The following is an 8,781-nucleotide window of genomic DNA, read 5'->3' on the forward strand; positions in this document are numbered from 1 at the left end:
CCCCACCCCCCCTTTAGATTGGTAACAGTACTATGTTGGCTCAATTCCAGAGCTTGTATCCCAATGGCTGCCTAATTTCTGAATTAGTCCAAATTTTTCAAGGAAAATTTATTGTTCGGGTAAGCGTACAACTTGAAGGTATAACCCGTGCTACGGGTATGGCAGCAGCAGAAACAATAGAAGCAGCAGAAGACCAAGCCAGAACCAGGGCTTTGACGGTTTTGGGAATTACTGATGCACCACAGGAATCAATTTCTCAAACACAATCAAATGCTTCCTCGAACACCAAAGTGAGTGAATCTAGTTATTCCTCAACAAAAAATGAGAATTTTGTTGCTCCCCAGTGGTCAAGTGTCAGCAACAAAGAAATATCTACACCATCCTCTAAACAAAAAAATATCAAACTAGAGCCAGTAACAAACGAGAATTTAGATCTGCTAACGGCTAGCAGCAGAATCGAACCGATACCTGACACGCCAAACACAAGCGAGACTTATAGCCAAGATTTAGGTCGAGAGTTTGCTTTGACTGCTAACCGACAACTAGAATTCGATTCGCCAGCTGAAAATTTGGAAATGGTATCTGGTCAGCAGGCAGAAAATCCCAGCTTTCCAGGAATTTCTGCCAGTAATGTCACACCATTTACACCCCGGAATTACAGTCCTCAAGAAGATGCAGTTCCGCAAATCAGTACAGGTAAAAGAAGGAAAAAAGCTGAACCCGTGGATTTATCTGATGTTATTGCCAAAACAGATGTGGAACTTCAGCGTTTAGGCTGGACTCCAGAACAGGGACGCGAGCATTTAATTAAAACTTACGGCAAGCGGGGGCGGACTTTGCTGACTGAAGAAGAATTACACGGATTTCTCCAATATCTCCAATCTCAGCCAGACCCGCTAGCGGGATTTTAGTTAATAGTCATTAGTCATTAGTCATTTGTCTTTTGTGATTACTAAGGACAAATGACAATTAACGTAGGTGTTTGCAACAGTTACCCAAAACCCTAGTAAAGACGTAGCAATGCTACGTCTCTACATTGATTTTCTTTACACTAGGGCTACTGGACGGCTACCAGCTGCGTGGCGGTCAATCACTTGGTCAATCAAGCCGTATTCTTTAGCTTCTTCTGGCGACATAAAAAAGTCGCGTTCGGTATCTTCAGCAATACGCTCAATTGGTTGACCAGTGTGTTCGGCTAAATAGTCGTTGAGCCGCCGTTTGTGGTAGAGAATTTCCCGCGCCTGAATTTCAATGTCAGTTGCTTGTCCTTGAGCGCCACCCAGAGGTTGATGAATCATAATTCGAGAATGAGGTAGACTCATCCGCTTACCCTTAGCACCAGCACTGAGGAGGAAAGCACCCATACTTGCCGCTAATCCGGTACAAATAGTACAGACATCAGGGCGAATTTGTTTCATAGTATCAAAAATACCCATACCAGCCGTTACCGAACCACCGGGAGAATTGATATACATATAAATGTCTTTCTCCGGGTCTTCAGCATCCAAATACAGCAGTTGGGCGACAATCAAGTTAGCCAGATTATTGTCAACTTGTTGTCCCAAAAAAATGATGCGCTCACGCAACAGCCGTGAGTAGATGTCAAAGGCGCGTTCACCTCGACCCGATTGTTCAATAACGATAGGAATCATGAGTAAGCGTGTTTGTGGCTATATTAAGTACATTTTATCGATGAGAACAGGAAATTGGAGTTTATCCCTCCTATTCTCTGGGAGATAGAAAATAGAATTCTAGCCCTTGGAATCTTGAGTTGCACTCAGGGCACTTTTTATTCGCAAAAGCGGTCTTTAAAAATGTCCCTGCTCAGGGAATAACAATCAAACAACTCCAACTATGACCAAAGTCATATCTCAACTTTTTCTCTATGACTTTGGTTATATATTGATTTGGCTTCCTTGGGAAATTCTATGAAATGAAAGTAACATTTTAAACATTTTTTCAGAATTCCCCTCGCCATTTCTCAAATTATTTTTGTTAGATTCGGTAAATCGATACTACGAGGTGTATTTAGAATAACCAGTCCTTAGGGAACTCCAAAAAATAAAGTATTCCGGTTAAAGCGTTGACAGTTCACAGTCAACAGTCAACAGCGAACAATTTTCTATGGAATATTTTTGGACTTGGAAGTCCCTTATTGAAATGCTATCCATCTAGAGAGAGACGTGCCATGCGGGAAAAACTTCTACAAGCCGCCATCATCACCTTCTTGCTCCACCTGATAGCAGGACTTAGCTCAAATACCATAGCTCAGACAAAAACAGCATCACCTGTGCCGGAAACGCCAACAAATATCATCGTCAGTCTGTTATTACGTACTTTTGAGTAAAAATAATTTACAAATTGCACAAATGTAGGTGATATTCAAAACTTACACTAGTAGTTCGCTTGGCTCTTTAAAGGGGAAAAGGTAAAGGGGAAGGGGGAAAGGGGAAAGGTTTTAAATCCCTTACCCTTTAAAGAGCCTTCATCCAGCATTTTTGGGTTGCCAGAGTACTAGTAGTTGGCTTTCGTGACTTAGTTCTTGAAAGGGGAAAGGTTTTAAATCCCTTACCCTTTTCCCGGTTGGTGAGCTTGTCGAACCATTAACCTTTACCCAACCTCCAACTAACATTTTTGGGTTGGCAGACTATTAGACGAACATTCCTAGCAACAGGGTAGACTGAGCAAAGAAGGCAACTATTTGCATTTGATTATGACTAATCGTCTTGCTGAAGCTAAGAGCCTATACCTCCGGAAACACGCCGAAAACCCGATTGATTGGTGGCCTTGGTGTGACGAAGCACTTGCAACTGCAAAAGCGCAAGATAAACCAATTTTTCTCTCCATTGGTTACTCTAGTTGCCACTGGTGTACTGTTATGGAAGGGGAGGCTTTTTCTGATGTTGCGATCGCCAACTACATGAATGCCAACTTTCTTCCCATTAAGGTAGACCGAGAAGAAAGACCAGACCTCGATAGCATCTACATGCAGGCTCTACAAATGATGAGCGGTCAAGGCGGTTGGCCTTTAAATGTCTTTCTTTCTCCTGAGGATTTAGTGCCGTTTTATGCTGGTACTTATTTTCCTGTAGACCAACGCTATGGTCGTCCCGGATTTTTACAAGTTTTACAAGCACTACGTCGTTATTACGATACAGAAAAAAAAGATTTACAACAACGCAAAGCCATTATTATCGAGTCGCTGCTCACGTCTGCGGTGTTGCAAGATGCTACAACTAATGAGCTACAAGACCATGAGTTACTCCGACAAGGTTGGGAAACCAGCACGGGTATAATTACTCCTAATCAAACGGGCAATAGTTTTCCCATGATTCCCTATGCAGAATTAGCACTGCGGGGAACTCGATTCAATTTTGAATCTCGGTATGATGGCAAGGAAGTTTGTACCCAACGAGGACTAGATCTAGCACTGGGAGGGATTTACGACCATGTAGGCGGTGGATTTCATCGCTATACTGTAGACCCGACTTGGACAGTACCCCACTTTGAAAAGATGCTCTATGATAATGGGCAAATTGTCGAATATCTAGCTGGTTTATGGAGTGCAGGCATAAAAGAGCCAGCTTTTGAAAGGGCGATCGCTGGTACTATAAAATGGCTCAAACGAGAAATGACCGCGCCTGAAGGTTACTTCTATGCGGCTCAAGATGCCGACAGTTTCACCGAACCCACTGCTGTGGAACCAGAGGAAGGAGCTTTTTATGTCTGGAGTTACAGCGAATTACAACAACTGTTAACCTCTGAAGAACTCACGGAATTAGAACAACAGTTTACCGTAACCGCTAACGGCAACTTTGAAGGTCAGAATGTTTTGCAAAGACGCCATACCGGGCAACTGAGTGCAACACTGGAAACAGCACTGAGTAAATTGTTTGCAGTCCGCTACGGTACTAGCCCGGAATCACTGGACATTTTCCCCCCTGCTCGCAACAATCAAGAAGCTAAAACCACTAACTGGCCAGGACGCATTCCCTCGGTAACAGACACGAAAATGATTGTCGCTTGGAATAGTTTGATGTTTTCTGGTTTAGCTAGGGCTGCGGCGGTATTTAAACAACCGCCATACCTGGAACTAGCAGCACAAGCGGCAAATTTCATTTTAGATAATCAATTTGTTGATGGGCGCTTCCAGCGACTCAACTACCAAGGAGAACCAACGGTTTTAGCCCAGTCTGAAGATTACGCCTTTTTTATTAAAGCTCTTTTGGATTTACAAGCTTCCAACCCTGAACATAAACAATGGTTAGAAAAAGCGATCGCTATCCAAGATGAATTTAATGAATTTCTTTGGAGTGTAGAGTTGGGTGGATATTATAACGCATCAAGTGATGCAAGTCAAGATTTAATTGTGCGCGAACGCAGTTACGCCGATAATGCCACAGCATCAGCCAATGGAGTAGCGATCGCTAACCTTGTGCGTTTAGCACTACTCAGTGATAATCTACATTATTTAGATTTAGCAGAACAAGGTTTAAAAGCTTTCAAAAGCGTCATGCATCGCGCTCCTCAAGCATGTCCGAGCTTGTTTACAGCTTTGGATTGGTATCGGAATTCAACGTTGATTCGCAGCACAACAGAGCAAATAAACTCTTTGATCCCCGACTTTTTGCCCAGTGCCGTGTTTAGTGCGGTATCTGATTTACCAGAGGGAAGCGTTGGTTTAGTTTGCCAAGGTTTAAAGTGCCTTGCACCAGCAGAAAGTGTAGAAAAGTTATTGCAGCAAGTCCAGCAAAGCCAGAATCGGGGATGATGGGCATAGGGCATTGGATAAATGAGGTGATTGGAGAATGGCGACCCGCAAACAATTAACCGCAATTGTCTTAGCTGGTGGTAAGAGTTGTCGCATGGGTCAGGATAAAGCCTTGATTCCCATTCAAGGAGTGCCCTTGTTGCAGCAGGTTTGTGAGATTGCTAAAGGCTGTGCTGATAGCGTTTATATAGTTACTCCCTGGCCACAACGCTATCGAGACTTGCTTTTGCCTGATTGTGAGTTTATTCGGGAACTGCCTTTGCCACAACAGGACACGGGGACACAAGGACAACAGGACACAGAGAATTATTTAAGAACTTCACCGCATCTCCGAGTCCCCACCTCTTCTTCTTTCCCCGCGTCTTCACCCTCTCTCCACACACACGGCCCTTTAGTTGGTTTTGCCCAAGGACTAGCCCAAGTACAAACAGAATGGGTGTTATTACTGGCTTGCGATTTGCCGAGATTGCGGGTTGGGGTGTTGCAAGAATGGTCAACTAGACTTGATAGTGTCGCTAATCATAAAATCGCCGCTTTAGCTCATCATCCCAAAGGCTGGGAACCGCTGTGTGGCTTTTATCGCCGTCGCTGTTTGCCGCAACTGTTGGATTTTATCAACCAAGGGGGGCGATCGTTTCAGGGGTGGTTGCGACAATATCCTGTGGAAGTTTTGCCGCTACCAGAACCCGAAATGCTGTTTAACTGTAATACACCAGAGGACTTGGCTTGAATTGAGAATTCAGGAGTCAGGAGTCAGAATTCAGAATTAATCAGTCGGAGTTACAATTCTCGACTGATTAAAGACGACCAAACTGAAAATTAGATCGGGTCTCAAACTCGCTCAATTCATCCGCCAGTGGTACGGAATCAATTCTGACTCCTGAATTCTGAATTCTGACTCCTGAATTCTGAATTCTGACTCCTGAATTCTGACTCCTGAATTCTGACTCCTGAATTCTACTTAGCGATTACGGCAAAATTTGCGATCGCTATCATTTTGAGGATACTGCCAAGAATAGGCAAAGTGGCTAACTCCCTTGACTTGGGAGCTAAATTGTCGGAGTGCTTGCATTTGCACTTCTAGTGGGGGACGATTACTAATAGGTTTTCCCCACTGACCGGCTAAAGCAGGGATTATTTGTGTACCCGGTTTTGCCATACTCAAAACTCGCTGCACTTGCGACACGATACAACTGGCATTACCGCAAGTTGCATAAGACATGGGATGCCATTCTAGTGTTGTGGGGAATCTATCCCAAGGTTGCAAACGAGAATCATAGCCTTGTCCTACAGTTTGGTTTCCATCAGGGAAAAACACCACTCCTGTGGGAATACCTTGCTGTTTTGCTGGATAGCTGGCGATGGTGACAAAATCTAAAATTCCTTGCATGGCGTGGGCAACAGCGAGTTGCCACAATTCCCATTGTAAAAGTGGTTGTCTATCGGTTGCAGGCTGAATTGATTTTTCGGCTGGTGGGGGAATGCGTCCTTGCCAAAGGGGTTCGCCTTCTTGAGGATAAAGTTTATCAACTTCCACCACATCTCCAGCGGTGACATATCCCTTGCTCAAAAAGCGGCGAATTAAGTCCAGCCCTTTGTAATTCTGTGCCCGTTTAAATAAAGCTTCTTGAATTGCGGGAGTAAATAGCCATAAATCTGAAACTTTGGTGGCGATGGAATCACTTCCTGCTTGTCGGGGATAGCGCACGTAGTCCAATAACAAACCATCTGGACGACGGCGTAAAACTTCTTGTACTAATTTATAGTAGTCGCGTTTTGCATCAAGGTTGTAAGGGTCGATGAATACTTGAGAGCTATTGTCTACAACATATAAGCTTGTTTGACCTTTACCATTACGAGCGATCGCAGCTTCTCTATCTTTTCGCTGGGCGTAAGTATAGCCGAAATTTGTGGTAAACATCCACGCGTAAACCTTCAAACCCCGTTGTCGAGCTTTTTTAATGGCTAAAGATAGTAAATCGACGTTTTCTGCTCCTGGGGTACGAATCACAGAAGGCCAAACCGTCGGATTAGCCATTGCTGGCAATAACACTTGCCCGTCGTAAAATACTTCTAAATAAACTTGGTTATACCCACCGTTAACAATCCGATCCATAACCAGATCGATTGTTCCTGGCTGAACATCACAGGGATACAAGCGCAACCAAAGGGCTTGGATTTGTGGCCATGTCCGAGTACGGCACTCGCGTAATTCCTGTGCTTGTTGTTGTAATATTTTTTGATATCGAGCCTGGGCATTTTCATTGCCTTTGAGGGCTGACAAACGTAAGTTTTCTTTTTCTTGCACCGCCGCTGGTGATAACTGACAATACTGGTTTACTTGCGCTCTTGCTGGTTGGCTCCCAAAGCCAGAAAGTAATGAGCTACTACCGAAAACAACAGCGAACACGCGTCGCCAAAATAACTGCGATCTTGCAACATTCAAAGAACGATTCAACATACTTAATAGTAGATGGACACAAAAATCAATTACTCCAACTCAAATGTCTATAAGCAACTTGTATCAAATTATATAGTTGAGTAAACGGAGTTTGAAAACATACTTTTTCAAGACGGGCAAAAATCTATTTCTGTTGCTGTATTTTTTTTGTAAACATATAAATACATCAACTGGAATATATAGCAATCCTATTTCAGTTGTGAACAATATCGGTGTTAAATGTTGACTGTTGACTGTTGACTGTTAAGAGTCAACAACCCTAACAGGTAATATAGCAAGGTACTGCGGACTGGTCACTGGGTCAGAAGTCTTTTGATGTCTGAGTTTTCTCGTCTGTTAATGTCCTAACCACCAAGGCTTATGCTATGTTTCACAAATTATTTGGGATTGCTATAGAACATATAAAAAAGAGGGAAAAGCAGGAATGTTCACTTGTCCTTTACCCTTTACTGCTTTCCCTTGATTGCAATAATTCTCTATCGATATAAAATCAAGTTTACCCTGGGATTGCATAGACTCTACCTATGCCCTAGTGATTGAAAATAGACTAATATCAATGGGATTTATAAAAAACTTATACTGTAATTTATACTTAATATTTTTCTTAAAGTATTAAAATATATACTTTTAAATTTTTCTTTATAAACAGGACTTATGCAAAATAGGAAAAACGTAGACGCGGAGAGGCTTTTCACAGACTACCGCAAAGAACACATTCGCCGTTCGCGTAGCGTCTCCGTCAGGAGAAGGGTAGAAATAAGAGTTTGAGAGAATTTTTGCATAACTGCCAGGAAAGTTGAGAAATTTTCTCAGCTAGTATGAATTAATTTAGTATAAAATTTTCAATTTTCAATTCCGATTGAGATTCAAGTTGAAAACTTAGTCGAGAGTGGAGTCGGAGTGTCTCCAACTCCACTCAAGATTGAAGAATCAAAACTTGAGACTGCTGACTCTTAATCATGGAATAGTTAATAGTTAAGAGTTAACCGCCACGTTTGAGTGCTGATTCTACCTGCTGTAACTCTTTCTCCAAGCGAGTTTTGAGTTTTTCGGGTACGGGACGATTAGGATAAGAACTGTAGTGTCCAGCCAGGGAGTTGAGGGCTGTTCGCATAGTTGTAAAAGAGCCAAGACCAGAAACAGAGTTAGCTCGTTGGTAACGAGCTGAAAAGTCATTTATTTTTTGACGCGCTTCTGCTTGAATTGCTGCTTTGTCTGGTGAATCTGGTGATAAATTAATGGCCTGTCTCATGATGTTAACCACAGACAAAGTGTCTTGGCGATAATCACCAGTCAAACTATCTGGACTGCCAGAACAACCCATCAAGCCGATAGATACAACCAAAACAAGTGCAAGCAGACGCGACCAATAGCGCTTCATATGCATTAACTAAAAGAATACGTAAATCAACGTCCATCGTATCCTGGATTGGTATCTTGGGGATCAATTTTAGTGGGGAATGGTGAGGGGAGATGGGGAGACTTGTACTGAGCAGAGCCGTTGGCGCAGCCTCTCGCAGAGAAGTATGGGGAGATGGGGGAGAGGGGC

7 protein-coding genes are annotated in these 8,781 nt (G+C 43.0%); 4 read left to right on the top strand and 3 right to left on the bottom strand.

Translation table 11 applies throughout. The features are described from left to right. The first annotated feature begins 32 nt into the window (after positions 1 to 32). A complete protein-coding gene (locus tag GNE10_RS27920) occupies positions 33 to 911 on the top strand; it encodes a hypothetical protein (RefSeq protein WP_185568830.1) in 879 nt (292 codons plus the stop codon). 135 nt (positions 912 to 1,046) lie between these two features. Here the strand turns inward: GNE10_RS27920 and clpP are convergent, their stop codons facing one another. Further along, positions 1,047 to 1,652, bottom strand: coding sequence for an ATP-dependent Clp endopeptidase proteolytic subunit ClpP (gene clpP / locus GNE10_RS27925; protein ID WP_099067901.1), 606 nt, complete (start codon positions 1,650 to 1,652; stop codon positions 1,047 to 1,049). A 536-nt stretch (positions 1,653 to 2,188) separates the two neighbouring features. On the opposite strand from clpP, the gene GNE10_RS27930 reads away from it, so the two are divergent. From GNE10_RS27930 to GNE10_RS27940, 3 genes are all read left to right on the top strand, one after another. Next, a complete protein-coding gene (locus GNE10_RS27930; RefSeq protein WP_180267761.1) occupies positions 2,189 to 2,347 on the top strand; it encodes a hypothetical protein in 159 nt (52 codons plus the stop codon). A 366-nt stretch (positions 2,348 to 2,713) separates the two neighbouring features. Next, positions 2,714 to 4,771, top strand: coding sequence for a thioredoxin domain-containing protein (locus GNE10_RS27935; protein WP_185568831.1), 2,058 nt, complete (start codon positions 2,714 to 2,716; stop codon positions 4,769 to 4,771). Positions 4,772 to 4,808: 37 nt separating this feature from the next. After that, positions 4,809 to 5,501, top strand: a complete 693-nt coding sequence (locus GNE10_RS27940) for a molybdenum cofactor guanylyltransferase (RefSeq protein ID WP_185568832.1) — start codon at positions 4,809 to 4,811, stop codon at positions 5,499 to 5,501. 231 nt (positions 5,502 to 5,732) lie between these two features. Here the strand turns inward: GNE10_RS27940 and GNE10_RS27945 are convergent, their stop codons facing one another. Both GNE10_RS27945 and psb27 read right to left on the bottom strand, forming a co-directional pair. Beyond that, a complete protein-coding gene (locus GNE10_RS27945; protein ID WP_185568834.1) occupies positions 5,733 to 7,232 on the bottom strand; it encodes a family 10 glycosylhydrolase in 1,500 nt (499 codons plus the stop codon). Positions 7,233 to 8,214: 982 nt separating this feature from the next. Beyond that, on the bottom strand, positions 8,215 to 8,613 hold the full coding sequence (gene psb27, locus GNE10_RS27950; protein ID WP_099067905.1) for a photosystem II protein Psb27: 399 nt from the start codon (positions 8,611 to 8,613) through the stop codon (positions 8,215 to 8,217). Positions 8,614 to 8,781: the final 168 nt, after the last annotated feature.

The organism is Nostoc sp. 2RC (genome assembly GCF_014222165.1).
Taxonomy (GTDB): Bacteria; Cyanobacteriota; Cyanobacteriia; order Cyanobacteriales; family Nostocaceae; genus Nostoc; species Nostoc linckia.

Excerpts from the sequence above, each read along its gene's own strand:
- GNE10_RS27940 (WP_185568832.1), top strand. The coding sequence starts at position 4,809 with ATGGCGACCCGCAAACAATTAACCGCAATTGTCTTAGCTGGTGGTAAG.
- GNE10_RS27935 (WP_185568831.1), top strand. The coding sequence starts at position 2,714 with ATGACTAATCGTCTTGCTGAAGCTAAGAGCCTATACCTCCGGAAACAC.
- psb27 (WP_099067905.1), bottom strand. The coding sequence starts at position 8,613 with ATGAAGCGCTATTGGTCGCGTCTGCTTGCACTTGTTTTGGTTGTATCT.
- GNE10_RS27945 (WP_185568834.1), bottom strand. The coding sequence starts at position 7,232 with ATGTTGAATCGTTCTTTGAATGTTGCAAGATCGCAGTTATTTTGGCGA.
- clpP (WP_099067901.1), bottom strand. The coding sequence starts at position 1,652 with ATGATTCCTATCGTTATTGAACAATCGGGTCGAGGTGAACGCGCCTTT.
- GNE10_RS27920 (WP_185568830.1), top strand. The coding sequence starts at position 33 with ATGTTGGCTCAATTCCAGAGCTTGTATCCCAATGGCTGCCTAATTTCT.
- GNE10_RS27930 (WP_180267761.1), top strand. The coding sequence starts at position 2,189 with ATGCGGGAAAAACTTCTACAAGCCGCCATCATCACCTTCTTGCTCCAC.